This window comes from Pedobacter terrae (assembly GCF_900100705.1).
Classification (GTDB): domain Bacteria; phylum Bacteroidota; class Bacteroidia; order Sphingobacteriales; family Sphingobacteriaceae; genus Pedobacter; species Pedobacter terrae.
In genome coordinates this window covers 1-23,690 of the sequence record NZ_FNCH01000021.1, presented here as the reverse complement: position 1 = coordinate 23,690, position 23,690 = coordinate 1, and the positions used below count along the sequence as shown (strand labels likewise).

The following is a 23,690-nucleotide window of genomic DNA, read 5'->3' as shown; positions in this document are numbered from 1 at the left end:
TAAACTAATTCATGAAAAAAATATTATTATCAGCAATGGCTTTATTGCCACTTGCAGCATTAGCACAGAAGCCATTTACAGTTAGTGGCGACATAAAGGGCCTAAAAACCGGAGATAAAGTTTACCTGATTTATCAAACAGAAGGTAAAAGCATTACCGATTCAGCCATGGTAACAAAGGGTGCTTTTGCGTTTAAGGGAACGCTAGCAAGCCCTGCTCAAGGCGGTCTTTTTTTAAACAAAAATCCTTATGTAACCCGTCCGGCACAAGGTGAAAAATTAGATGGCTTATCACTTTATGTAGAGCCGGGAAATATAAAACTGGCTGCAGCAGATTCTTTAAAGAACGCAACAATTACAGGTTCTCCTGTTAATGATGATGCAAAGAAATTAAAAGCATTAACAAAACCGGTGGCAGATAAACTTGCCGCAATTAATGCGGAATATGCAGGTTATACACCGGAGCAAAAACAAGATAAGGCTGTTATGGAAGCTTTAGGTGCCCGTTATGAAAAAGAAGCTGCAGGAATGTCTCCATTATTGCTGCAATTTGCCAGCAACAACCCAAAATCATTTATAAGCTTAAATTCTATAAGCCAGGTGGCTTCAGATCCAGATCAGGCTAGCGCAGCAGAAAAAGTTTTTGAAACATTATCACCTGAGCTTAAAGTGAGTTACACCGGCAAAAAAATTGCTCAGATATTTGAAGCAGGAAGAAAAACCGCTGTAGGTGTAATGGCTATGGATTTTACACAGAATGATCCGGAAGGCAAACCCGTTAAATTATCTGATTTTAAAGGAAAGTACGTACTGGTAGATTTTTGGGCTTCGTGGTGTGGCCCATGCCGCCAGGAAAACCCAAATGTGGTAGCCGCTTACAACAAATTTAAAGATAAGGGTTTTACTGTTTTAGGCGTTTCTTTAGACCGTCCGGGTAAAAAAGATGCCTGGTTAAAAGCAATTGCTGATGACAAACTAACCTGGACACATGTTTCTGATCTAAAATTCTGGGATAACGAGGTTGCGCAAATGTATGGTATCCACTCCATTCCAGCTAATTTCTTGATTGATCCAACAGGCAAAATTGTCGCTAAAGACCTAAGAGAACAAACTTTACAAGATAAACTTCAAGAATTATTAGGGAGTAAATCAAAATAAAAAATCCGCATTAAAAGAGAAAGTCCCGGCTAAAAACCGGGACTTTCTCTTTAATAGCAAAATATTAACGTCAATTTGATTAAAATTTATCCATATATCTTTCAACTTAAATCAAATCGAACCCGATATCTTCTCTGAAATATTTACCATCGAAATAAATTCTGCCAGCATCAGCAGTTGCCGATTGTAAAGCAGTGAACAAATCTTTTTGTAAACTGGTAATGGCAATTACCCTTCCTCCATTTGTTTTCACCACATCATTTTCTAACAACGTACCAGCATGAAATGCATTAGAATGACGTAGGTTTTCGATTCCGGTAATGGCTTTACCTTTCAGGTAATCGCCCGGGTAACCACCGGCAACAATCATCACAGTAGCAGCTGTTTGTTCAGAAATAACCAGATTAACCTGGTTTAATTGTTTATTAGCAGTAGCTAAAAACAGTTCTACCAAGTCGTTTTCCACTCTAGGTATCACACTTTCTGTTTCAGGATCGCCCATACGTGCATTGTATTCGATTACAAACGGCTCTTCCCCTACTTTAATCAGTCCGAAAAAGATGAATCCAGTATAATCGATCTGATCTTTCTTTAACCCATCAACCGTTGGTTTAATAATGCGCTCTTCTACTTTAGCCAAAAATTCTGGTGTGGCAAACGGAACCGGAGAAACCGACCCCATACCCCCGGTATTCAGACCAGTATCGCCCTGTCCAATCCGTTTATAATCTTTAGCAGAAGGAAGTGTAATATAATTTTCACCATCAGTTAAAATAAACACCGAAAGTTCTATACCGCTTAAAAACTCTTCAATTACTACCGTTGCCCCGGCTGCACCAAATTTACCGCCAAGCATCTGTTTTAATTCTTCCTGGGCTTCGATGGTTTCAGTACAGATTAATACCCCTTTACCTGCTGCCAAACCATCAGCCTTTAAAACAACGGGTAAAGCATGGTTTTGAAGATAAGCCAGGCCGTCTTCCAAAGTTTCTGTTGTGAAAGATTTTGAAGCGGCAGTAGGAATACCATGGCGCTCCATAAACTGTTTAGAAAAATCTTTACTTCCTTCTAAAATAGCACCTTCTTTTTTAGGTCCGATAACGGGAATATGAGCAATGGCCTGATCGGCAAGGAAAAAATCATGAATACCATTTACCAAGGGCTCTTCTGGGCCTACAACAACAAGTCCGATGTTTTCAGTAAGCACTACTTTTTTGATGGCATCAAAATCGTTTACATTGATGTTGATATTTGTACCATAAGCCCCTGTACCACCGTTACCTGGAGCAATAATTAGTTTATCGCAGTGCGAAGACTGGCTCATTTTCCAAGCGAATGCGCTTTCTCTGCCGCCTGAACCTAAAAGTAAGATATTCATATCGGCAAAGATAAATAAAAATGTAAGATGGAAAAGGTACTATGGATGATGTACTGATCAGTCGCTCTATTCCCCGTCCGCATTATCCATTTCATATTTTAACTTACTTCGCGCCTCGCGTCATTTGCTCCAACATATCCCACATTTCATTCGGGATTGCTTCCAAACCATTCATCTGGCCTGCACCCTGCAACCACTCACCACCATCAATAGTAATGACTTCACCATTAATATAACCTGAAAAATCGCTCACCAGAAATGCAGCTAAGTTGGCCAGCTCCTGGTGATCGCCCACTCTTTTTAGCGGCACACGGTTTTTAAAGTCGAATTTTTTGGCTAAATCGCCAGGTAACAGACGCTCCCATGCGCCTTTAGTTGGAAATGGCCCAGGAGCAATTGCATTGGTACGAATACCATATTTACCCCACTCTACAGCCAAAGATCTTGTTAATGCTAACACACCACCTTTTGCACAGGCCGAGGGCACAACATAGGCCGAGCCTGTAAAAGCATAAGTGGTAACTATATTTAAAACTGTGGCAGCTTGTTTTTCCTTAATCCAATGTTTACCAAAGGTAAGTGTACAGTTAACCGTTCCTTTTAGAACGATATCGATAATGGACGAAAAGGCATTGGCTGATAATCGTTCTGTAGGTGAGATAAAATTACCTGCGGCATTGTTCAATAATACATCAACAGTGCCAAAGCGCGCTAACGTTTTCGCCAGTACGTTTTCTACCTGTTCAATTTCCCGTACATCGCAGGCTACCGCTAACACTTTGCCGCCTGTTTTTTCTTCCATTTCATCGGCAGTTTTTTGTAATACATCCTGCTTGCGACTGGTAATGACTAAATTAGCGCCTAACTTCAAAAAATAAACACCCATCGCTTTCCCAAGTCCTGTTCCTCCACCTGTAATTACAATTGTTTTTCCTTTTAAAGCATCTTCTCTGAGCATTGGTGAGTTATAACTGAACATAGTGGCGATTGATTAATTGGTTAAATGTTTAAACGGGTTAACTGGGCTGTAGCATTTGCTAAGTTATTTGAACCGAGTATCGACTCCAAAAGCTCAGCTCCGAACTCTAAACTTATTTTCTCTGCAGGTTAGCTAAAATGGTTTTTAAAATATGGCGCGTTGCAGGCGACCACCATTGTGCCAACATTTTTTCTAAAGTAGCAGATTGGTCGGCAGACACCGCAGCAATTAGCTCTTCGCGAATATTTACTTTACTTTCCGACCAGGTATTGCTTTCGAGTTCCATATATTTTTTAATATTGCGTTCGGCTGCTGTTAATAAACTCTCATTTTTAACCAATTCATCTACCAAGCCAACTTTTAGTGCCTCTTCAGGATTATACAATTTGCCTGAGAGCAAACTGCGGGTGGCTTCGGCTTTACCGATCCAAAAAGCATATAACTGAAAAATACTATTCGGTACGATAATACCTACCGGAACCTCATTTAAGCCAATAATGTACTGCCCTTCTGCCATTACCCGGTAATCACAGGCTAATGCCATTACGCAGCCACCTGCCGGGCTATGTCCGCTAATTGCTGCAACCATTGGTTTTTTAAACGAAACCATATTGGCTGTAAAATCTAAAAACAACTGCCAGAAAGATTTAGCTTCTTCCTCGTTATAGTTATAAAGTTCTACCAGATCCAATCCAGCAGAAAAGAAAGGTGCTGTTCCGGTTAATATTACACCACCAATGTTATCATCGGCAGTAATATTTTTAAGCATATCGTTTAGCTCGGTAATCAACTCCCGGTTTAAGGCATTCGACTTACCTCTATCTAATGTGATGGTTGCCAGGCGATCTTTAACACTTACTTTTATTGTATTCATATTTAAATAGTATCAAGATTTAAGAAATCTAGTATCAAGACAAATATACCGCAGCATAAACTATGCATGCATACTAATTCAAATTTATCTATTTTTCTCTATTTAACCTCATAAGTATAAACTTTTCTGGCCAAATGCCCCGCAGCGTCTATTCCTTCTATTACCATGCGGTAGGTACCAGGCTCATCTGCATTATAAAATTCGAATTGTGCTTTTCCGTCTTTATCTGTAACCACCTGTGGATTCCAATAGATGGTTGTTCTTAAATCGGGCCTGTTGCCAGAGCTTGCTGTATCATATTTCGGTGAATAAAATTCTCTTGAAACCGTAAATCCTTTAGGATTGAATGTTACAATTCCTGGCGCATATCTATCTACACTTCTGCCACCATCGCCACGTTTAGTGGTAATAATGATTAAACCTCCACCCCCTCGCGAACCGTAAATGGCGGTATTGCTAATACTCTTTAGCAACTCGATGGATTCTACATCCATAGGTGTAACGTTATCCAGAAAATCGGCTTCCATTTGCATCCCGTCAACGATAATACCCATCGGCGTATCTTGACTGCGCATCAGATATGGCACATTTCCCCTAAATATTACGCCTGGTAAACGCCCCTGCAAACATTGAGAAAGGGTAACACAAGTGGACAACTGGTCGGCTGTCATGATAAAATCAGCTCTACCAGCTCCATTGAGGTTAGATGAATTTTTAGCGGGATTTTTCTTTTCCGTAATGGTCACCTCCTCAAGTTTAATGGTTCGCTCCAACAAACCCAAACGGGTCATCTCATTGAAATAGTTATCACTTTCTTTAATGTACTTCATTAAAGAATTGTTCACATTGATATCAACATCGGCTCCGTTTTTATTCTTCGTTACAATCTGTCCGGGTACAACATCAAGATTAATGTCTACAAATTTCCGTTCCGTTTTAGTTCTTGCCTGAACGACAAACTTTGTACTGTCGCCAAAACTTAAATTATCGAACACAAATTTCCCTTCGGCATTGGTTACCGTATCCAAAATATACATCGTGCCTTTTGTGGCCATTAGCATTACCTTGCCACCAGGCACAGGCTTATTTCCTTTCATCACTGTTCCACTAATGCTAATAGACTGCTCGGGCTTATAGGTAATATTCGGACCAACATTATTGATAATATTTTTCCAAAGAAATCTTCTCCAACCCTGGGTTAGCATTAAATTATCGAGGTCTTTTTGCGTTTGAAGATCATCTTTTAAGAAATAATGGTTGGGCTGTTCTACATACCCTGTCAGATCAGAAGTAAGCAATAGTGAGGTAAGAATATTCGATTCATTATTTTCATCGGGAGCAACTTTTGTGGCATTGGTAACCGCTACCGAAAAACTACCTAAAACCGGTTTATTATCATTATTTGCATTGAAATTAAAAGCTGCTTTTCCTCTTTTTGAGGCTGATACACCAGAAGAATTAAGCGACACGTCAATTAATTCTGACTTGTTGTTTATAAAAGCTAAACGTTCAGCTAAAGGCTGATTGCTGCTCGAAAATAAAGTAAACTGAACAATTCCTGCTGGCAGGTTCTTTTTTGGAATATTGGCCATCAGTACTTGTTTATCCATTTTGGCTTTGGAGCCATAATATACATTGCCGCCTTGCTGGGCAACAACTTTTAGTTCGGCTCCATTCGCAAGGTCGGCACTGGCCATAATTTTAACCACTACTTTGCCTGTATCTAAAGCATTTACAGAAAGTGCATAACCGCTTTTAACTGCTACCGGAAGTTTAATCGTCTTTTCGGATCCGTCTTTGAACTTAACTTTTGCCGAATATAATCTACCTGCCTGACTATTAAACACGAAATTCCCCATACCCAGGTAATTGGTAGAAAAAGTGGTCACTTCATTTCCAGCTTCATCTATAATGCTACCTTGCACATCCTCACCACGGCCGTTGGAACCTACTGCTTTGATAGCCAACTTTTGTGGAAGCTCTTCAACAAGGGTACCTCCTTCGGGCATAAACTGCACATCTACATCATTGGAGGTTGAGGTAATCGGTATAGATTTGATCACCTTTTGTTTATTATCGAGCGTTATGGTTGCAATAATTTTTCCGGATTTATTTTGAAAAGGCTGGTTATTGGTGAAATTAATCACAGCATCGCCTGTTAAACTGGTTTTAACTTTCCCTTTGCTAACCGAGCGATAATCTAACTGCACATCATAATTTACTTCGTTTTGGCTATAAGCGACACCATTTTTATCTTCAAAGTGAATGGTTGCCGTAACTTTATCTGCATTGTTCTCTTTTGCAAAATGGTAAGCGGTTTTTGTAAAAACTTTGTTAGCCCAGCTATTTCCGATCTTAATGGTCTTATCGTAAAAGAATTCAGTACCGAAATTACGCATGTAGTTGGTATAGGCCCTGATTCTATAATTACCTTCAGGAAGTGAATCGGTTAGCTTAAAATCGCCCCAGGTAATTCCACCCATAATGGGCAATTTAACCTGTTTTTTTAGCGAATCTTTTTCATTGATCAGCTCTACATACAGAATTTTGCTGATGCCAGAGGGAGCCGAAGTTTTGGTATTTACCACATAGCCCTTGAACCAGATATCATCTCCAATGGCATAATAGGGCTTATCTAAATGAAGGTGGACTTTTTCCTGAGGGTATTTAGTAGTGTAGTTATCTAGCTTCTGTAAAAGCTGACTAAATGGATCATCATCCATTTTGAATGCGCCAAAAACTATAAGCAGAGATAGAAAACTAATGGTGAGAGTAATTTTGAGTTTCATGTGGTTTGGGTACAAATAAATATGCTTCAAGGTACAAAACCTAAGGCATACTTTTATGAAGTTAGCATGAAATTTAGTTGACTTCTAAATTTTTAGTTAACCTGAATAAATCTCGTTATTTATTAAATGGCAGGGTCACGAGGCAAATTATAATCTGCACTTCATTTCCCTGAAAAATATATGGCGCTAAGTGATTTGGAAATGAGCATACGGTGGTTCTTGGATGCATCAGTCCTGCTTTCGAATATAGTCCTCAGTGCACTCGGGGCTATTCCGCGTAATCCCTTAGGAACAACGTTCGGTGCACTAGAAACCCTCAAAATGAGATACAGCTTTAGCCAAATAGCCCCGGTAGCAGCGTTTAACCTGCAGCAACGAGGCACGAGGCAACGAAGCGTATAAGCGTATAAGCGGAAAACGGGAAGTTAAGCACCATTACAAACAGACTTCGAATCATAAACCCGACAGCAGCGGCGGCTCCCGATTCTTCTATCGGGACCACAGCGAATGGCGGGGCTACAGACCGCTACAGCGCACCGACTTCCATTTCCAGAAAAAAGAGAAAACGTGTAATCTGTCGGCTACAAATTGTTAAAACTTATTCTTCCACATCATGCTTTCTACGGGCCTGGTGGTTTTATTATTGTACTTTGCGTTACCTTTTGTATTGTACATGGTTTCTATTTTACCCTCAACAGCAAAATAAATCAATTGGCCAATAGGCATTCCGGCGTAAATTTTTACAGGTTGAGCTACCGATATTTCTAATGTCCAGGTATTACAAAAACCAACATCGCCTTTACCAGCAGTGGCATGGATATCGATACCCAGGCGCCCCGTGCTGCTTTTCCCTTCTAAAAAAGGTACATGCCCGTGCGTTTCGGTATATTCTACAGTAACACCAAGGTAAAGTGTGCCAGGGTGAAGCACGAAACCATCTTTTGGAATTTCGAAATGTTCGATTTCGTTATGCGCTTTCGCATCAAGTACGCGGCTTTTATAAGTAGCCAGATATTTACCTAAATGAACATCATACGAGTTGGTCCCTAAACATTCGCGTTTAAAAGGCTCAATGATGATTGTTCCCTTCTCAATTTCTTCCAATATCCTGCTATCAGATAATATCATTTTTTGTACGTATTTTTGGCCTAAATTATCATTTATTTAAGATAATTTTGCATGTAATCTCCAATTTAATCAATGCCAATAATTTACCACAAAAATATTGATCAGCATTCTGTTTTAGCCATTTGGAAAATTGAGGAAACGGAAGAAGAGTTGTTGGCCGGACTGCAGCTTAAGCAGCACGAACATGATATTATTTCGTCATTAAACAGTGGCAAAAGGCTATTGCACTGGTTAAGCACAAGGTTGCTTTTGAGAACCATGCTTAATACAACCGAATATATCGACTGCAAGTTTGATGAACATGGGAAACCTTATCTGGTTAATTTCGATTATCATATTTCGTTAAGCCATTCTTATGATTATGCTGCTGTAATGATTAGTAAAGATCATCCGGTGGGTGTTGATATTGAACTTATAAAGCACAAAATAAAAAGTATTAAACACAAGTTTTTAAGCGACTTAGAACTGGCCCAAAAACAGATTGGCGATAATACCGATGGCTTATATGTAGCCTGGTGTGCTAAAGAAGCTGTTTATAAGTGGCATGGAAAAAAGGGACTGGAATTTAAGCAGCATATCCATATTAAACCTTTTAAGCTAAAAAACGAAGGTTCATTAAATGCATTGGTAGAACTGCCTTCGGGTACACGGGAGCTTACCATTAATTACTTTAAAACAAAAGACGGTTACATGTTGGGTTATGTAGCGGGCAATTCTTAATATACATAGAGATGAACGAGACAGCGGATAAAGCAATTGCCAAGGACTTAAAACCAACCATTTTTGCAGATTGGGGCTTAACAGACTATCAGGAAGCCTGGGATCAACAGGAAGATCTGCTCAATAAAACGGTAGCCATTAAAACCGAAAACCGGGTTAATAACACGAATAAGCCTACGCCAAACCATCTTATATTTTGCGAGCATCCACATGTTTATACACTAGGCAAAAGCGGGCATCCCGAAAACTTATTATTAGATGAGCAGGGATTAAAAGATAAACAAGCCACCTACTATAAAATAAACCGGGGTGGCGATATTACTTATCATGGTCCAGGGCAGCTAGTAGGCTACCCTATCCTTGATCTTGATAACTTTTTTACAGATATCCATTTATATCTACGCACCCTGGAAGAAGCCGTTATCCTTACCTTAAAGGATTATGGAATAGCAGCAGGACGTTATCCGGGGTTTACCGGAGTTTGGCTAGATGCCGATAATGAAAAGGCACGTAAAATATGCGCCATGGGCGTACGCTGCAGTCGCTGGGTTACCATGCACGGCTTTGCCTTTAATGTAAATGTAGATTTAGATTATTTCAAAAATATTGTTCCCTGCGGCATTGATGATAAAGCAGTAACCTCTTTAGCGCACGAATTGGGCTATCAGCCAGATATGGAAGAAGTTAAAGAAAAACTAAAAAACCACATTGCCGAATTATTTCAAATGAAACTGGTTTAGTAAATGATAAAACCAGGCCTGAGGCTACTTCGTAGATCAGACTATGAAGATTTTATTAAGCACCATTTTATTTTCTTTCTTAACTTCGGGCTGTACTAAACAAGCACCTATGATTAGCGAGCCGGGAACCAATCAAGCTACAATCCCCTTAAACACAACGGGAAATTTCACTTATTTAGCCCTCGGCGATTCTTATACCATTGGCGAATCGGTTAAGCAAGCCGAATCTTTCCCTTATCAGCTTCAAGGTTTATTAAAAGCGCAAAATATCACTGTAGCCAATCCCAAAATTATTGCGGTTACAGGCTGGACAACCGACGAGCTCCAGGCGGCTATTAAAAGGGAAAATTTAAACGGCACTTTCAGTTTTGTTACGCTTTTAATTGGCGTGAACAATCAATACAGGGGTTACCCTTTAAGCACCTATAAAAAGGAATTCTCAGAATTGTTACAAACGGCAATTGCTTATGCAGGAGGTAATAAATCCAGGGTCTTTGTAGTTTCCATACCTGATTGGGCCGCTACTCCTTTTGGCAAAAACTCTGGAAAAAATTCTCAAACCATAGCACTCGAAATCGATAGTTTTAACAAGGCAAACCAGGAAATAACGCTGGCAGCAGGCGTGAGCTATACCAATATCACACCTGCATCGAGAAATGCATCAACCAACCTAGCGCTGGTAGCAGACGACGGATTACACCCAAGCGCTAAAATGTATGCCGAATGGGCCAGCGCTTTATCAAAACAAGTAAGCCCTGTGTTGAAATAATTAAATACTCTTTCTTTAGTTTTTAAATTAAAAAATTTACTTTAGTTCAACAATTTAAATTAATCACCTTTTAAAAACAGAAAGAATTATGAATGAGTATGAATCAAGCGGAGTAGCCGCGGGCATTGGAGGGGGTATTGCAATCGTATATCTTGCAATAATCGTAATAATGATTGTAGGCATGTGGAAAGTGTTCGAAAAAGCGGGCAAACCAGGCTGGGCAGCTATTATCCCTATCTACAATTTAATTATTTTATTAGAAATTGTTGGTAAACCAATGATCTGGATTTTATGGTTGATCATTCCTTGTGTTAACATTGTATTCGCAATCTGGCTTTACAATTTAGTAAGCAAAAGCTTTGGCAAATCTGAAGGTTTTACCGTTGGTATGGTTATTTTCCCGTACATCTTCTGGCCAATTTTAGGTTTTGGAGATGCTAAATACTTAGGCCCGTCAGCAGCAGAAGCACAAAATGGTGGTTTTGGAAATAATCCTTTTAATAATCCAAACAACCCATTTAACAGCCCAAACAATCCTTTTAACAAACCAACTGACAATCAAAACAGTCCTAATGATACTCCACCAGTAGTATAATTTAGAATGTTTATTATATTTATATTTTGCAGCTTAATCAACCTGGTTGATTGGCTGCAAAATCATTTAATCCCCTGTCCATTTAAAGCTTTAACGGGAATTGATTGTCCGGGTTGTGGCTTTCAAAGATCTTTTATCGCGCTTATTCAAGGCGAATTATCAAAAAGCTGGTCGCTTTACCCGCCTACCATTCCGCTGCTGTTTTTATTTATTTCAGCTGGCTTATTGTATAAATTTCAGTTCAAACAACGATCTTTTATCCTTAAAATATTGGTTATCCTTGTCGGTAATTTTGTAATGATCTGCTATTTACAAAAAATGTTCTTTAGCTAAACACCCATATTGGCCGTTAGGTGGTTATAATCCTTTAACACCGTTTCTAAAAACTGTAATTCGTTCATTCCTCCCGGAATGTTCACCAAAATATGTGCTTTGGTTTTAGCCGCCATGGCATAAATTAAATCGGCATTACCTGTTTGATAATAACTGGTTAACACTTCATGAATAAGTTCTATATCCCGATCATTTAAATGCAGTACTTCCTTAAACAGCGGCTCATATTCTTCAGGCAGATTAAAACCAAATGCTACATTCGCCAATTCTGTGCGGGGTTTGGTTTTAATTAAGGTTGTTTTAGCCAATAAATCTCCCAAACGCTGATGGTTTTTGGTTATCGCTACCGAAACCAGCGCAACAACACCCCAGCCAAAGGGAAAGCCAAAGTCAATCATTCTGAATAACCATCTAAAAATATATTGCCCAAAGGTTGGCTGGGTACCATCTATACTGATGACCTTGATCTTTAACACTTTTTTCCCAAAAGTTTGCCCATCCATCGTAATTTCGCAAACCAGATCGTAGAAAATAAAAATGGCCAGGAAAATAAATAAAATAACCATCGCAGCACTTCCAGACATTGCCATTTGAGCAGCTCCCATAACCACCATTGTAATTACAGCGAGCATGATAAATCCGGCCAAGTCAATACACCTTGCGGCTATACGTTCTCCCAGGCCGGCGATTTCATAATCAATATCAATATTCTGAGCGGTGCTAATTCTGATGCTATCCATATTATTCAAACATAATTTTTTTAAAGATAATAGCTGTAGTTAAATCTTTATTTATTTGAAACTAAAGTTTTATTATATTTTCAATTTAGCTGCTTCATCTATGTATATTTATTTTGACGAATTAAAACATCTGGGAATAATCTGGGTTTTATTTCCATGAAAATTTAACTATTTTAACCCACGATTTGGTAACGCCTTAAATGAGAGAAGCACTATTTGTTAAACAGAATTCGGAAAAGTGGCAGCATTACGATTCCATGCAACAGGCAAATCCTGATGAAGTGGCCAATCAGTTTATCGAGATCACCAACGATTTGGCCTACTCAAAAACGTTTTATCCAAATTCGAAAACAACAGCATATCTTAACGGCTTAGCTTCCAAATTACACCAAACAGTTTACAAAAACAAAAAGGAAAAATCGAACCGCTTTATTCATTTCTGGCAGACCGAGCTTCCTTTAATATTCTTGCAACACCGGAAACAGGTATTTTATGCGCTGGCATTTTTTTTGGTTTCCTGTGCCATTGGCACCTTATCTGCCAAATACGACGACACCTTTGTTCGTTTGATTATGGGCGATGCCTATGTAAATATGACGAACGAAAATATTGCAAAAGGCGATCCTTTTGGGGTTTATAAGCAAAGCAATGGATTTATGATGTTTTTGCAGATTGGCTCCAACAACATCTTCGTTGCTTTATATACTTTTGTTTCAGGTATCTTATTTTCATTTGGTTCTATTGTTTCGTTATTCAGGAACGGGATTATGCTCGGTTCCTTCCAATATTTCTTTTTCAGCAAAGGCCTGGGCTTTCAATCCGTTCTGGTGATCTGGATTCACGGAACATTGGAAATATCGGCGATTGTTTTAGCGGGTGCAGCAGGTTTAGTTTTGGGCAATAGCCTTTTATTCCCTAAAACTTATACCAGAATGGCCTCTGTATTAAAAGGCGCAAAAGATGGATTAAAAATAGTAATAGGTTTGATCCCAATTTTTATTGTGGCCGCAGTTTTTGAAAGCTTTGTTACCCGACATACGGAAATGCCCTTATGGCTGAGCGCGCTGATTTTATTATCTTCTGCTGCTTTTATCATCTGGTATGTATTTATTTACCCCATTAAAATCTATCATAACAAGCAACACGCACATGCTAGGGAAAATTGAATTTAAGAAAAGACGAGATTTCGGACAGGTAATCAATGATACATTTACTTTTGTGCGCCAAAATCTTAAGCCGCTAATTAAAATATATTTTACATTTTGTGGCTTATTTGTACTGGCCAGTATGTTAACCATGTTAATGCAACAATATAAAATGGTTAATATTATCAATACCATCGGTAATGGTAAAAACAGTAATGGCTTAGGCTTTTCTGCGTTATATGGATTAGAATATTTTCTGTCTATTTTATTCTCTTTGGCCTCTTATACGAGCATGAGTGTTGCCATACTTTCTTATATCGCTATTTACGTAAAAAAAGGCAACCAAACACCAACAACTGATGAGGTATGGGGATACTTTAAACATTACTTCTTCAGGATTTTTGGTAGTTCTATTCTACTGATCATCATGTTGGTTATCGCTTTTATGTTTTGCCTTGTGCCCGGTTTTTGGTTATTCCCCTATGTAACCATGATCTATCCTGTAATGGTGATTGAAAATGGCTCTTTTGGTTATTCCTTTAGTAGAAGTTTCAATATTATAAAAGATAATTTCTGGATTACCTTTGGCACGCTGATCGTGGTATGGATTATTGTTTATGCCTGTATGAGCATGATCATTCTACCTACCAGCCTATTTAATATGATTGGTATGTTTACCCATAAAAGCCCACACATGTCATTAACACTTACCATGATTACAACCGTTTTGCAATCGTTGTGCCAGGTGTTTACCATTATCCCCATCGTTACCATTTCATTAGCTTATTTTAGTTTAGTTGAACAAAAAGAAAGCACTGGCTTAATGGAAAGGATTTCTAATTTTGGCGATACCGAAAAACCTATTGATACCAGACCTGAAGAATATTAACATGCAGCGCGCACTATTCCGATATCTTCTTGCTTCACTTCTGTTTTTTATTCCGGTAATCAGCAAGGCACAGCATGTTAAGCCCAAGCCTATTATTAAGGAAATCAGGATAGACAGTGCTCAAATTGCCCCATTAAAATTCGACAAAGATTCTATTAGCAGTTATAAAGAGCAAAAGGAATTTCAATATGATGAAATTGGAGAGCAACAACTGTCGTGGTGGGATAAATTCTGGATGTGGTTCTGGCGTTTAATCGGCTCATTAATTCAGGGGGCAACCTCTAATTTAATTTCGAGGTATATTTTTATCGGACTAGGAGTAGCACTTATTTTGTTTATCGTAATCAAAACCATTGGAGCGGAGAACATATTCAGGAAAAAATCGAAAGCAACAATCCTTCCATATGATGTGATTACCGAAAACATCCATGAAATCGACTATGAACAGGAACTGCAAAGATTGGTTGCCGAAAGAAAATTCCGCCTGGCAGTTCGGCTTCTATATTTAAGGGCATTAAAAAAACTGAGTGATGCCGAAATCATCCATTGGCAGCCTGATAAAACCAATTACAATTATTTAATGGAAATCGATAAACCGGAACTCAGAGATGATTTTGGTAAGCTTACCCTGCAGTTCGATTACATTTGGTACGGCGATTTCCCCATTGATGAAGGAAAATTTGAGCCTATTAACCAATCGTTTAACCAGTTTAACAGCCAGATTAAATGAAAGGTTATAAAATATATTTGATTATTGGCGCCATCCTGATCCTCCTTTATTTGGTTGCCCAGTATAACAAACCCACCCCAACAAACTGGGCACCCACCTACGCAGTAAAGGATAAAATTCCTTATGGAACCTATATTTTGTACCATCGGATAAAGGATATTTTACCAGGGGCAAAGATAAGACAATCTAAAACGGCTATTTACAATACTTTAAAGGACAAAAAGTTTAACAAAGCAGCATATTTAATCGTTGCCCAACAGGCAGAAATCAGCAAAACAGACTTTGATGAGCTGGTTAAATTCATGCAGACCGGCAATGATGTTTTTATTGCCAGTTACGATCTGGGAAAAATAGAAAAAAGTCTTAAACTGCAAGCGCTTAGTTCCATGTCTGCCGAAGGGCGAACGCTGAATTTCACTAACCCAAATCTGAAAACCGACGCGAACTATGGTTTTGAAAGAGGGATTGGCAGTCAATATTACAACAAACTTGATACCAGTAAGGCTACTGTACTCGGCGTAAACGGAGACGGGAAACCTAACTTTGTGCGTTATAGCTATGGCAAAGGAAATCTATACTTAATTGCCGAGCCAGGTTTCTACACTAATTTTAATCTGCTGGATAAATATGGTGCAGAATATGCCGCTAAAACCTTAAGTTATTTACACGGAACTCAGCAGGTCATTTTTGATGAATATTTTTCCGCACAAAAAACCACTACTACCGATATGCTTAGGGTATTTTTCAAACACCCTGAACTGAAATATGCTTATTATCTGGCCATATTCAGCTTAATCATTTTTGTGTTGTACGATATGAAGCGCAGGCAAAGAATTATCCCTATTGCCGATCCGTTTACCAATTCTTCATTGGCATTTGTCCATGTAGTGGGCAGTGTTTATTACCACGAGCGCAACAACCTCGATATCGCCTTAAAAAAGATCAACTATTTTTTGGAATATTTAAGAACAAGATATTACCTAAAAACCCATGATATTGATGGCAATTTTGCCCAGTTACTGATGGAAAAAACAGGCATTAACGAAGCGCTGGCCAAAACGCTTACCAATCATTTTATGCAAACGCCAATCATGAACACCTTAAGTGATACCCAATTGATTTATTTAAACGCAAGTATAGAACAGTTTTATAAAAACACGCAAAGCAATGGAACAAGAACAGTTTAACCCACGTACCGATTTAAGCGCTTTAAATGAGGCGGTAAATCAGATCAGAAATGTACTTGGAAATATCATTATCGGCCAAAAACAGGTTATTGATTTCTTAATTGTTGGTTTGCTTGCCGATGGACACATCTTAATTGAGGGCGTACCAGGAGTAGCTAAAACGCTTAGTGCGAAACTGTTGGCCAAATCGATAGAAGCGCAATTTTCGAGGGTGCAGTTTACCCCCGATTTAATGCCCTCTGATGTTTTGGGAACCCCAATATTTAATACCAAAACGGGAGATTTTGAATTTAGAAAAGGTCCGATTTTCGGAAATATTATTTTGGTTGATGAGATTAACCGTGCACCGGCCAAAACCCAATCTGCACTTTTCGAGGTGATGGAAGAACGCCAGGTAACTATTGATGGGCAAACCTACATTATGGGTGAGCCTTTTATGGTGTTGGCCACTCAAAACCCGATTGAGCAGGAAGGCACATACCGCTTACCTGAAGCACAATTAGACCGGTTTTTATTTAAAATAGAGGTTAAATATCCTTCATTAGAGGAAGAAACTGCAATTTTAATGGCACAACATGGTCTGGTTAATAAAACATTGTTGAGCGATGTAAAACCCGTATTATCCATTCAACAGATACTAGAAGCCAGGGCTGTTATCCGTAATTTATTTGTGGAACCGAAATTATTGGAATTTATTGCCAAAATTGTAAGCGAAACCCGCAACAACCCTTCCCTATACCTAGGTGCGTCGCCAAGGGCATCACTAGCCATTGTACACAGTGCAAAAGCTTTTGCTGCCATCCAGGGCCGCGATTTTATTACACCGGATGATATCATTGCCGTTGCAAGCCCCGTATTGGCGCATAGGGTTTTGTTATCGCCTGAAAAAGAAATGGAAGGATTAACCACAAGTGATATTATCCATCAGATTATTAAAAAAATAGAAGTACCGAGGTAGGCCAGTTTGCAGTTGCCAGTTTACAGTTAACCGATTTAAACAATTAACCGACTAAACAACATTGAAAAAATTCTTTCAGCAATATTACAGCAACCTATTCCTGACCGACCGTTTGTTTGCGGCCTTAGGATGCTGCATTTTACTTTTTTTGTTGAAGTTCTTTTTTCCATGGCTGGGTGATATCCCCGAAATTGCAACAGGCGCGGTTATCCTGTTATTTTTTATCGATATTTTTATCCTATACCGAAATAGCAGTGGAATTGAAGCCAGAAGATTAACTTCTAAACGTTTAAGCAATGGTGATGAAAATCCCATACAGATCGAAATTAAAAATGATTACGGTTTTGGAGTAAATGCAAGGGTGATTGACGAAATACCTTTTCAGTTCCAGATCCGTGATAAAGACTTTAAGCTCCATGTAAAACCTGGGGAAAGAAAATCAATCTACTACAACCTGCGCCCAACAAAGCGTGGTGAATATGATTTCGGGTTCATTAGAACTTACATTAGCTCGCCTTTGGGCTTAATTAGTCGCATGTACAATTTTGATGGCGCCAGAATTCTACCTGTCTATCCATCGTTTATCAATCTCGGCCAATACGAATTAATGGCTGCTTCGCGCTATTTAACGGAGTTTGGGATTAAAAAGATCAGAAAGATAGGGCAAAGCAGTGAATTTGACCAGATTAAAAATTATGTAGGAGGCGACGATATCCGTACGATTAACTGGAAAGCCACGGCAAGAAAAGGCAGCTTAATGGTAAACACCTATATAGATGAGAAATCACAGCATATTTATTGTATCATCGATAAATCAAGGGTAATGCGCATGCCTTTTGAAGGATTGAGCTTACTTGACTACGCCATAAATGCTACCGTTGCGCTTTCGAAAGTAGCCATGCTGAAAGAAGATAAAGCCGGATTGATTACCTTATCCGAAACGATCGGATCGATAGTACCGGCCGACCGTAAAGCTTCGCAGCTGGGCAACATTATGAACGTGCTCTACAAAGAGAAAACACGCTATCTGGAAAGTAATCTCGAGGCCCTTTATACTACAGTCCGTTCTGTTATAAAACAACGCGGTCTTTTGGTTTTCTTTACCAATTTTGAGAGTTTATCGGCACTACAAAGACAGTTGCCATACTTAAAAAGAATTGCCAAATACCACTTATTATTGGTCGTGTTTTTCGAAAATACCGAATTAAAAGGATTAAGTACAGAACCGGCTAAAGACGTAGAGGGCATTTATCATAAAACCATTGCTGAGAAATTTATCTATGAGAAAAAGCTGATGGTTAAAGAATTGAACAAACATGGCATTTTAGCTATCCTTACCCCACCACAAAAGCTTACCTTAAATGTTATTAATCAGTATTTGGCATTGAAGGCACAGCAGCGGATTTAGTTTGGCGTTGAGAGTGGTGAGTTTGGAGATTATCTTATCCTTATTCTGTGTCATCGCAGACAAATAATTACTTACAATGAAATCTGTTTAAACGAAGATCTGTTTCGGTCTGTGGAGACAAAGACCGAGGAATCGGAACCCCTCGGAATTCTACGGACAGGTTGTGTTTGTTTCGGTAATGGAGTTAACAGTGGTGAATTTAGTGGTATTTTTTTTACACCATGCCCAACAACTCCAAGCTCCAAACACCCAACTCAAAACTCCCTACTCTTCTTCCCTAAAATACACCTTATAAAAATTCATCGATTTATCATCGTCATAACCTTTCTCGATCATGTCTTTATTGCCGTGGATATAAATGTGGAAGTTCTTATCCAGTTTTAATACACTTTTATAAGCTCTGGCCTGTTTTTTAACCGCAGATTCGGCGATCTCAAAATGGTCAGCTATCGGACTTTCGTACTCTTCTTCGTAGTTCTTCTTATAGTTTTTAAATGATTCTATCCCTTCAGCATTCCCGATTACTTCATTTCCAAATTCTTCCATATCAAAGGTTTCTTTTTCTTTGAAATACTTCATTGAACGGTTTAAGAGGTCTATTTTGTCTGCTTTGCTGATTTCGTAATCATCATCAAGCTTCTGCGTGACGAAGTTTTTATAAACCCCTAAAACATTATTGGTCTGGTTATAACTATCATTCCTGATTTTCAGTTTTAAGAATTCATCCTTCCAATAAACGGCAGAATCGTTGCTGCTTTTAGATTGATCCAATACCACCACTTTATAACCATCTTCTCTTTCTACATTAAAAATCAAACAACCTTTATCTAACTTATTAATGCTGATGGCCTCCTGCTCGTAGCTCATGTTAAAACCATCCAGTTCAGGGTAAACCTTTAAGTAAGTATCTTTGGTTTCAGATTTGAAAATCCCCAAAACATCCAGTTGTTCCCCTTCGATCTGCACTTTTTCGAAATAAGCAACATACAATTCACCCGATTTAATTTTTGGGTGGTTGGCTACATCGTATAAATATTTGGCCAGTTGCTGTGAGTCTTCATGAAAAAGCACATTATTCTCAAAAATCTCGTGCGCAAAGTGGAATACTTCATTCAGTTCTAAATTATCGTTTGGGTGATAAAAACGATAGACTTCGTTAACTTTTTCGAAAGGCTTTAAGAAATACTGCATTAGCAGGTTTCCTAATAGTTCATCTTCGATTTTTAAAGGGGCATCAGATAATTTGTAATACTCCTCAACCAGTTTATTACCGGTGTGGTGGATGGAAAGTTGCTTAAGGGAAGCCTCGAAAAATGAAATCATGGCAGCAAAAATAATAAAATGATTGGTTAACCTTCTTCAAAAACACAAAGGCATTCTATTATTCATCATTCTTTACGCCCCCAATTTGTCGTATCAACCTCAGTCTTATGCAGAAAATTTCTCTGTAAAGATTGCTTCAACCAGCTTATTCGTTTATGCTTTTTAATTGATTCAGGAAATCAATAATCTTTTGATCTGCATAGTTGGCCACACCTTCATGTTTGAAAGACAATCGGCCCTGCTTATCGAAAATGACTGTTGTAGGTAGAGCACCTGCAAATAGCTGCTCAGGAATATTACTTTCCACTTTATAAACCGGCAGGGTATATTTACGGTCGGCCATAAATCTGGTTGATTTTGCAAGGTCACCGTCAGCATCCGCAAAAATGAAAACTATATTTTTATCATTTTTAAATTGATTGTATAATTTGTTGATCGAAGGCATTTCTGCCCTACATGGCGGACACCAGGTTGCCCAAAAGTTGAGAAAAATAACTTTGCCTTTCAAATCGCCAAGATCAACCAGATTTCCGCTGACATCTTTAAACCGGATTCCGTTTAGCCCTGCAACTTTTTCTTTTGGTGTTTCAACATTAGGCTTATAAAAACCAATCTCGATTAATCCTTTAATAAGAAATGCTTTTGCATCGGGTACAAAAACAATTACCAATAGGAAAACGACAAATAAAGCATTGAATATATTTTTCCTGATGAACTTCATTAATTATTTTTTTCTATACCGCAAATCATAAAAATAGGTTTGCAATTGATATTGAATAATTTATTATAAGATTTATGTACCGCTTACGTTAAACTATCGATTAAATAAAGGGGTTATAATACAATGTTACTTTGTAAATATATATAATTGCTCAGGAATTACTACTTTTGGCCTGTTGAAAAAGCATAGACAAAACATTCAGAAATATCTATCGGCATTTATGCTGGTCGTATTTGCTATTGCTTTAACTCCATGGAGTGTACTTCACCACCACAATTCTATTCCGGTTGTAGAGAAGGAGGTCAACTGTAAGCATGTTAGCCATGTACAGGCCCGTGGCGATACCTGTTTAATCTGTAATGCGAGTTTTGAAAAAAACTATGTGCAAACGCATCACGTTTACAGGATTTTTTTATCAGCTAAAATTTTTAACCTTACCGAACCTACATTAAAAAATGCCTTTACCGAAATAAAGCGCACTTGTTTACGAGGTCCTCCTTTGGCTTAATTTCTTCTTCTCATAGCGCATCTGTGCTAATCAAATTATTTATCCGATAAATTAAAACCAGCTTTGTTTAAGCTATTGTTTTAGTATTTCGTTCATTTTACTTACACACAACACATGAAAAAATTACAGCTTATTGGCTTGGTAATTCTATATACATTATTAAGCAATACTGCTTTTGCTGCCCTACTAAAGGACATAAAAGGTAAGGTTATTGATGCCAGTACAAAACAAACATTACCTGGCGCTACCATTTTTATTCCCGACTTAAAAGTTTCGGCCATCACCAATAATGATGGAGAATTTACATTAAATAACCTTCCTTCGAGAGGAAGTTACCTGGTTGAAGTACATTACGTAGGCTACAAAACCGCTACACAAGTGGTCAATTTTGCCAGCGCAGCCGGATTAGAATTTTCTTTACAGCCTACTGCAATAGAAACAAAGGAGATCGTAATCACAGGAAGTTTAATCAGCAGTACGAGCAAGCGAAATAGTGCTTCTTCGGCCATAGTGGGCAAAGATCAGCTTTTGCAGCCTTCTACCAATTTAATTGATGCATTGACTAAAATCCCTGGTGTATCGCAGATCACAACCGGACCTTCTATTTCTAAACCTGTTATCAGGGGTTTAGGCTACAACAGGATTGTAACTTTAGATGACGGAATTAAACAACAGGGCCAGCAATGGGGCGACGAACATGGTATCGAAATCGATCAGTTTAAATCAGACCGTATCGAAGTTTTACGAGGTGCAGCATCATTAATGTACGGTTCGGACGCACTTGGGGGTGTAATTAACCTATTAGAGCCTAGTTCAGCACCAGAGGGACAGGTAAAAGGTGAATTTATTAGCAATTACTCTACCAACAATGGACTTACCGCTAACTCATTGATGTTAAACGGCAACGAAAACGGATTTGTTTGGAGAGCTCGCGGAACTTATAAAAATGCCTATTCTTTTAAAACACCTACAGGTTACTTCCCAAATTCAGGCTTTAACGAAACCGATTTAAGCGGTATGGTGGGTTTAAATAAAAGCTGGGGCTATACTCACTTAAATGTTTCAAATTTTCATAATAACATTGGTTTTTACGACCCTCATTTAGATGATAATGGAAATTTCGTGAGAGAAGATGGAAGCTCTTTCGCTAACGACGATAACAAAAACCGCACTTTAGAATATCCACGTCAGGATATCCGACACTTTAAAATTGCGTTGAACAACAATTTCATCATTGGTAATGGCAATTTAAAAGCCGATTTCGGTTATCAACAAAACCAACGTCGTGAATTGGAAGACGGTCCAGATCCATCACTATTCTTCGACCTCAAAACTTATAATGCCGATTTAAAATATTACATCCACGAAACCAACGGTTGGCAACCTGTATTTGGTGTAAGCGCTGATGCAGGTCACAGTGAAAACAAAGCAAATGATGAATTTTTGATACCAAATTATAATACTTATGGTATTGGTGTTTTTGCTTATGCCAAGAAAAACTGGGAGAATAGTACCTTTAGTATTGGTGCCCGTTACGATTATAGAAAGAATAATGGGAAACAATTATTCGTAGATAATGAAGAGCAATTTGCACCTTTTCAGAATAAATTTTCAAATGTGAGTGGTGCACTAGGCTTTACACATCAATTCAATGAAGAGTTTAACTTTAAAGCCAATGCAGGTTCAGCTTTCCGGGCACCAAATCCAGCTGAATTGGCATCAAACGGTGTACATGAAGGAACTTTCCGCTATGAAATAGGCAACTCCAATTTGATGCCCGAACGCAGTTATCAGGTGGATGCCGCTTTAGAATACGAAGGAAAAATTGTAAGTGCCAGTGCGAGCATCTATAATAATTACATTCACAACTTTATTTATGCTTCAACCAATGGAGAAAGAATAGATGCAGAAGGCAATAATTATCCAGTTTACCGCTACGGTCAGGTTAATGCTAATCTATATGGAGCTGAAGCAAGTTTAACCATCCACCCGGTTCCATTTATCCATTTTGAAAATACTTTTGGGTATGTTCATGCACGAAACAATAGCCTGGATAAGCCCCTAGCTTTCATACCGGCAGGAACATTGAGAAATGAGCTGCGTTTCGAGCCTAAACTTAAAGGCACAAATGATGCATACCTTTCTGTAGGCATTAACTCCGCATTTAAACAGACCCGTGTGGATGATGTTTTTGAAACACCAACAAGCGGATATACCTTATTAAATGCCGGAATAGGAGCAACTTTTAATTTGGGCAAACAACCAGTTAAACTTTCTGTTTCAGCAAATAACTTATTAGATCATAAATATTATGATGCATTGAGTAGGTTAAAACCTGGTCGTTTAGATTCAGAAAACCTGAATTTAGGGGTTTATAACCCAGGAAGAAACATCACTTTCGGATTGTATATTCCATTTACAGTGGTTAAATAGCATCATTAATTCCATTATAATAAAAAGCGGAGTGATCTCATCGATCAACTCCGCTTTTTATTTAAGCACTTGCATGATAAACTTAGATTAGTCGTCATCTCCTTTGGTTTATCAAACTGATTTTTCTTCTTTCAAATATCTTACAAGAAGAAAGCTTAGTAAGCGTTTAAATAAAAGGCAGGGTGA

Annotated in this window: 22 protein-coding genes; 14 read left to right on the top strand and 8 right to left on the bottom strand. The window is 38.4% G+C overall.

From position 1 onward, the window contains the following. Positions 1-11: 11 nt before the first annotated feature. Positions 12-1,157, top strand: a complete 1,146-nt coding sequence (locus BLR60_RS20445) for a TlpA disulfide reductase family protein (RefSeq protein WP_090503273.1) — start codon at positions 12-14, stop codon at positions 1,155-1,157. Between the two features lie 106 nt (positions 1,158-1,263). On the opposite strand, the gene purD is transcribed toward BLR60_RS20445, so the two are convergent. The 5 genes from purD to dcd form a co-directional block, all read right to left on the bottom strand. Next, positions 1,264-2,535 carry a phosphoribosylamine--glycine ligase gene (gene purD / locus BLR60_RS20440; RefSeq protein WP_090503270.1) on the bottom strand — a complete coding sequence of 424 codons (1,272 nt, stop codon included), beginning with the start codon at positions 2,533-2,535 and terminating at the stop codon, positions 1,264-1,266. A 103-nt stretch (positions 2,536-2,638) separates the two neighbouring features. After that, on the bottom strand, positions 2,639-3,514 hold the full coding sequence (locus BLR60_RS20435; RefSeq protein WP_090503268.1) for an SDR family oxidoreductase: 876 nt from the start codon (positions 3,512-3,514) through the stop codon (positions 2,639-2,641). A 112-nt stretch (positions 3,515-3,626) separates the two neighbouring features. Then, on the bottom strand, positions 3,627-4,388 hold the full coding sequence (locus BLR60_RS20430) for an enoyl-CoA hydratase/isomerase family protein (protein WP_090503266.1): 762 nt from the start codon (positions 4,386-4,388) through the stop codon (positions 3,627-3,629). Positions 4,389-4,486: 98 nt separating this feature from the next. Next, positions 4,487-7,177, bottom strand: a complete 2,691-nt coding sequence (locus BLR60_RS20425; RefSeq protein WP_244155713.1) for a carboxypeptidase-like regulatory domain-containing protein — start codon at positions 7,175-7,177, stop codon at positions 4,487-4,489. Positions 7,178-7,768: 591 nt separating this feature from the next. After that, positions 7,769-8,305 (bottom strand): dCTP deaminase, encoded by a 537-nt coding sequence (gene dcd, locus BLR60_RS20420; protein ID WP_090503264.1) that lies wholly within the window; start codon positions 8,303-8,305, stop codon positions 7,769-7,771. Between the two features lie 72 nt (positions 8,306-8,377). On the opposite strand from dcd, the gene BLR60_RS20415 reads away from it, so the two are divergent. The 5 genes from BLR60_RS20415 (at position 8,378) to BLR60_RS20395 (ending at position 11,462) form a co-directional block, all read left to right on the top strand. Beyond that, positions 8,378-9,025, top strand: a complete 648-nt coding sequence (locus BLR60_RS20415; protein WP_090503261.1) for a 4'-phosphopantetheinyl transferase family protein — start codon at positions 8,378-8,380, stop codon at positions 9,023-9,025. An 11-nt stretch (positions 9,026-9,036) separates the two neighbouring features. After that, positions 9,037-9,765 carry a lipoyl(octanoyl) transferase LipB gene (gene lipB / locus BLR60_RS20410; RefSeq protein WP_090503259.1) on the top strand — a complete coding sequence of 243 codons (729 nt, stop codon included), beginning with the start codon at positions 9,037-9,039 and terminating at the stop codon, positions 9,763-9,765. Between the two features lie 43 nt (positions 9,766-9,808). Then, a complete protein-coding gene (locus tag BLR60_RS20405) occupies positions 9,809-10,534 on the top strand; it encodes an SGNH/GDSL hydrolase family protein (RefSeq protein ID WP_090503257.1) in 726 nt (241 codons plus the stop codon). Positions 10,535-10,622: 88 nt separating this feature from the next. Further along, entirely contained in the window at positions 10,623-11,129 is a 507-nt protein-coding gene (locus tag BLR60_RS20400) for a DUF5684 domain-containing protein (protein ID WP_090503254.1), read from the top strand. Between the two features lie 6 nt (positions 11,130-11,135). After that, entirely contained in the window at positions 11,136-11,462 is a 327-nt protein-coding gene (locus BLR60_RS20395) for a DUF2752 domain-containing protein (RefSeq protein ID WP_090503252.1), read from the top strand. Here BLR60_RS20395 and BLR60_RS20390 read toward each other — a convergent pair. Further along, a complete protein-coding gene (locus BLR60_RS20390) occupies positions 11,459-12,202 on the bottom strand; it encodes an RDD family protein (protein WP_090503249.1) in 744 nt (247 codons plus the stop codon). The two genes, BLR60_RS20395 and BLR60_RS20390, sit on opposite strands and share 4 nt — an antisense overlap. 200 nt (positions 12,203-12,402) lie before the next feature. Between BLR60_RS20390 and BLR60_RS20385 the strand changes: the two genes are divergently transcribed. From BLR60_RS20385 to BLR60_RS20360, 6 genes are all read left to right on the top strand, one after another. Continuing rightward, positions 12,403-13,368, top strand: coding sequence for a stage II sporulation protein M (locus BLR60_RS20385; RefSeq protein WP_090503246.1), 966 nt, complete (start codon positions 12,403-12,405; stop codon positions 13,366-13,368). Further along, entirely contained in the window at positions 13,352-14,236 is an 885-nt protein-coding gene (locus tag BLR60_RS20380) for a hypothetical protein (protein WP_090503243.1), read from the top strand. The genes BLR60_RS20385 and BLR60_RS20380 overlap by 17 nt, the downstream gene beginning before the upstream one ends. Position 14,237: 1 nt before the next feature. Continuing rightward, positions 14,238-14,966 (top strand): DUF4129 domain-containing protein, encoded by a 729-nt coding sequence (locus tag BLR60_RS20375; protein WP_090503242.1) that lies wholly within the window; start codon positions 14,238-14,240, stop codon positions 14,964-14,966. Further along, entirely contained in the window at positions 14,963-16,153 is a 1,191-nt protein-coding gene (locus BLR60_RS20370; protein ID WP_090503240.1) for a DUF4350 domain-containing protein, read from the top strand. The genes BLR60_RS20375 and BLR60_RS20370 overlap by 4 nt, the downstream gene beginning before the upstream one ends. After that, positions 16,134-17,111, top strand: a complete 978-nt coding sequence (locus BLR60_RS20365; protein WP_090503238.1) for an AAA family ATPase — start codon at positions 16,134-16,136, stop codon at positions 17,109-17,111. Before BLR60_RS20370 ends, BLR60_RS20365 begins: the two co-directional genes overlap by 20 nt. A gap of 61 nt (positions 17,112-17,172) precedes the next feature. Next, entirely contained in the window at positions 17,173-18,519 is a 1,347-nt protein-coding gene (locus BLR60_RS20360; RefSeq protein ID WP_090503235.1) for a DUF58 domain-containing protein, read from the top strand. A 264-nt stretch (positions 18,520-18,783) separates the two neighbouring features. Here the strand turns inward: BLR60_RS20360 and BLR60_RS20355 are convergent, their stop codons facing one another. After that, positions 18,784-19,842, bottom strand: a complete 1,059-nt coding sequence (locus BLR60_RS20355) for a nucleoid-associated protein (RefSeq protein ID WP_090503232.1) — start codon at positions 19,840-19,842, stop codon at positions 18,784-18,786. Between the two features lie 145 nt (positions 19,843-19,987). Then, positions 19,988-20,563: a TlpA family protein disulfide reductase gene (locus BLR60_RS20350; protein ID WP_090503230.1), complete on the bottom strand. Its 576-nt coding sequence runs from the start codon at positions 20,561-20,563 to the stop codon at positions 19,988-19,990. Between the two features lie 175 nt (positions 20,564-20,738). On the opposite strand from BLR60_RS20350, the gene BLR60_RS20345 reads away from it, so the two are divergent. Next, the gene (locus BLR60_RS20345; RefSeq protein ID WP_090503228.1) at positions 20,739-21,071 is read left to right on the top strand and encodes a hypothetical protein; all 333 of its coding nucleotides are present in this window, start codon (positions 20,739-20,741) and stop codon (positions 21,069-21,071) included. 114 nt (positions 21,072-21,185) lie between these two features. After that, positions 21,186-23,504 carry a TonB-dependent receptor gene (locus tag BLR60_RS20340; protein ID WP_090503226.1) on the top strand — a complete coding sequence of 773 codons (2,319 nt, stop codon included), beginning with the start codon at positions 21,186-21,188 and terminating at the stop codon, positions 23,502-23,504. The last annotated feature ends 186 nt before the right edge of the window (positions 23,505-23,690 follow it).

Bases quoted from the DNA above. Each gene is read 5' to 3' on its own strand.
- BLR60_RS20430 (WP_090503266.1), bottom strand. From the start codon at position 4,388: ATGAATACAATAAAAGTAAGTGTTAAAGATCGCCTGGCAACCATCACA.
- BLR60_RS20415 (WP_090503261.1), top strand. From the start codon at position 8,378: ATGCCAATAATTTACCACAAAAATATTGATCAGCATTCTGTTTTAGCC.
- BLR60_RS20445 (WP_090503273.1), top strand. From the start codon at position 12: ATGAAAAAAATATTATTATCAGCAATGGCTTTATTGCCACTTGCAGCA.
- BLR60_RS20400 (WP_090503254.1), top strand. From the start codon at position 10,623: ATGAATGAGTATGAATCAAGCGGAGTAGCCGCGGGCATTGGAGGGGGT.
- BLR60_RS20370 (WP_090503240.1), top strand. From the start codon at position 14,963: ATGAAAGGTTATAAAATATATTTGATTATTGGCGCCATCCTGATCCTC.
- BLR60_RS20385 (WP_090503246.1), top strand. From the start codon at position 12,403: ATGAGAGAAGCACTATTTGTTAAACAGAATTCGGAAAAGTGGCAGCAT.
- BLR60_RS20355 (WP_090503232.1), bottom strand. From the start codon at position 19,842: ATGATTTCATTTTTCGAGGCTTCCCTTAAGCAACTTTCCATCCACCAC.
- BLR60_RS20340 (WP_090503226.1), top strand. From the start codon at position 21,186: ATGAAAAAATTACAGCTTATTGGCTTGGTAATTCTATATACATTATTA.
- BLR60_RS20365 (WP_090503238.1), top strand. From the start codon at position 16,134: ATGGAACAAGAACAGTTTAACCCACGTACCGATTTAAGCGCTTTAAAT.
- BLR60_RS20405 (WP_090503257.1), top strand. From the start codon at position 9,809: ATGAAGATTTTATTAAGCACCATTTTATTTTCTTTCTTAACTTCGGGC.
- lipB (WP_090503259.1), top strand. From the start codon at position 9,037: ATGAACGAGACAGCGGATAAAGCAATTGCCAAGGACTTAAAACCAACC.
- BLR60_RS20375 (WP_090503242.1), top strand. From the start codon at position 14,238: ATGCAGCGCGCACTATTCCGATATCTTCTTGCTTCACTTCTGTTTTTT.
- BLR60_RS20380 (WP_090503243.1), top strand. From the start codon at position 13,352: ATGCTAGGGAAAATTGAATTTAAGAAAAGACGAGATTTCGGACAGGTA.
- BLR60_RS20435 (WP_090503268.1), bottom strand. From the start codon at position 3,514: ATGTTCAGTTATAACTCACCAATGCTCAGAGAAGATGCTTTAAAAGGA.
- BLR60_RS20390 (WP_090503249.1), bottom strand. From the start codon at position 12,202: ATGGATAGCATCAGAATTAGCACCGCTCAGAATATTGATATTGATTAT.
- BLR60_RS20425 (WP_244155713.1), bottom strand. From the start codon at position 7,177: ATGAAACTCAAAATTACTCTCACCATTAGTTTTCTATCTCTGCTTATA.
- dcd (WP_090503264.1), bottom strand. From the start codon at position 8,305: ATGATATTATCTGATAGCAGGATATTGGAAGAAATTGAGAAGGGAACA.
- purD (WP_090503270.1), bottom strand. From the start codon at position 2,535: ATGAATATCTTACTTTTAGGTTCAGGCGGCAGAGAAAGCGCATTCGCT.
- BLR60_RS20395 (WP_090503252.1), top strand. From the start codon at position 11,136: ATGTTTATTATATTTATATTTTGCAGCTTAATCAACCTGGTTGATTGG.
- BLR60_RS20350 (WP_090503230.1), bottom strand. From the start codon at position 20,563: ATGAAGTTCATCAGGAAAAATATATTCAATGCTTTATTTGTCGTTTTC.